Source organism: Arthrobacter sp. SO3, from assembly GCF_020532825.1.
Lineage (GTDB): Bacteria > Actinomycetota > Actinomycetes > Actinomycetales > Micrococcaceae > Arthrobacter.
In genome coordinates, this window is the sequence record NZ_MQTS01000179.1 from 27,185 (window position 1) to 29,092 (window position 1,908).

The window sequence follows — 1,908 nt, forward strand, 5'->3', positions numbered from 1 at the left end:
CCGTCGTCGGCGACCCGGATCACGGCGTCCCTGCCCCGGGTGCTGACCGTGACGTGGACGGTAGTCCTGGCGTGGTCCAGCGCATTGGAAATGAGCGCGGTGAAGACCCGGCCCAGTGACACTGCCGACCCGCGGACGACGACGGGCCCTGCGGGAAAATCCGTTTCCAGCCGGAGGGACTGCGACTCCGCCTGTCCCCCGGCCAGGGCGGCGGCGCCGGCCCCGATGGCGCAAAGGTTGATCGGGGTGTAGTCCGCAGCCCCCCGGGGGTCTGCCGCCATCAGCAGGTCATCCAGGATCCCGGTGAGCAGCTTTGAGTCATCGACGATGCCCTGGACGCCTTTCGCGACCTCCTGGGGCGCCGGAGCCGCGCCGGAACGCAACAGGCGCCGGCGCAGGAGCTGTGCCCTGGTGCTCAGGAGAGTCAGCGGGGTTCGCAACTCGTGGCTGGCGTCAGCGATGAACCGGCGCTGGAGTGCCATACTCGCCACCAGGGGACGCATGGCACGCCTGGCCATCCACACGGAAGCGGCCGAAGCGAGAACGGCTGCCGCACCTCCGGCAATCACCAGTGCGAGGATCAGCCGGTCCGCCTCCTCCTGCCTTTCACGCTGGTCGACGGCGGCCTGGACAACCCTGCCGTCGTGGAACGCCGTAAGGACGACATAGCTCCTGCCGGCTATCTGGACTTTCCCGCGCTCGCTCCCCCGCGACTCCCCCACGCGGGCGATGGCGGCGACGTCGGGCAGGCCCGCCGGCATGTTGCGTGAAACGGTCAGCTGGCCGTTGCCGGAGATGGCGACGAAGACGTCCAACGGGGCGTCCCGGGTCGAGTCAATCTGGGTCGCCCCCACCAGCTTCCGGTTGTCTGCCTCGTCGGCGCCGGCGGCCACCACCGAGTACATGAGTCCACCCATGAGCGCGAGCAGAACCACCATCAGCGCAGCGAACTGGACGGCGAGCCGCGCCACCGCGCCTTTCGAGTCCGTGCGGGTCGAGTCCGTGCGGGCAAAGGGCCTCAACCGAGCTCCCCGAGCCGGTAGCCGACCCCGCGGACAGTCAGCACCGAGGACCGGCCCAGCTTCTTTCGCAGGTAGTGCACGTAGGTGTCCACAACGCCGTCGTCATCGGCCTCCGGAAAAACCGAGTCGATCAGTCCTTGCCGGGTGAAGATCTGGCGGGGGCTGCGGGCCAGCTGGGCCAGCAGCTCACTTTCCCGTTCGGAGAGGACAACGACCGTTCCGTTGCCTGCGGTGACCGTGCGCCCGCCAATGTCCAGCATGCCGCCCGGGACGCGGACGGCGCCGGCCAGCGCAGTATGGCGGCGCAGCAGCGACCGCAACCGGGCCAGGAGCTCGTCGACGTCGAAGGGTTTGCCCAGGTAGTCCTCGGCGCCCCGGTCAAGTCCTTCGACCCGGTCCGCCGGGTTGCTCAGCGCCGAGAGTATCAGCGCGGGGGCGGCCACGCCGCGGCCCCGGAGCCGCTCGAGGACGTCCAGTCCCTCGATGGCCGGGAGCCCACGGTCCATCAGCAGCACGTCGAATTCCCGGCTGAGCCCCTCATGCAGGGCGCGTTGCCCGTCCTGTGCCAGCACCACCGTGTAGCCCTCGCCCTCGAGCAGTTCGGTGAGCATTGCGGCCAGGCTGGAATCATCTTCCACCAGCAGCACCTTCGGCCCAACCGCCCTCATGCTGTGAAGTACCCAACGCTCATGCTGTGAAGTATAGGTCCGGCACCTCCGCCGGAGCCGGGCGGGAGGAACGGTGTGCGGCCCGGACGGTCGGGCGGGGTGGCTGGCGGCCTGAGCAAAGTGACGGCGGACACGGGACGACGATTGAGGCGGCGACACTCGACGAATGTCGAACTTTCCTGCGGGCCGCCCGCCCACCCCGCGCCCCACCCGAGGCC

Annotated in this window: 2 protein-coding genes; both read right to left on the reverse strand. The window is 69.5% G+C overall.

What is annotated here, in order from left to right; translation table 11 throughout:
• The coding region (locus BJQ90_RS16785) for a sensor histidine kinase (RefSeq protein ID WP_226761355.1) at positions 1 to 1,022 on the reverse strand (1,022 nt) is incomplete at its 3' end.
• Positions 1,019 to 1,660 (reverse strand): response regulator transcription factor, encoded by a 642-nt coding sequence (locus BJQ90_RS16790; protein ID WP_319004651.1) that lies wholly within the window; start codon positions 1,658 to 1,660, stop codon positions 1,019 to 1,021. The genes BJQ90_RS16785 and BJQ90_RS16790, both read right to left, overlap by 4 nt.
• Between the last annotated feature and the right edge of the window lie 248 nt (positions 1,661 to 1,908).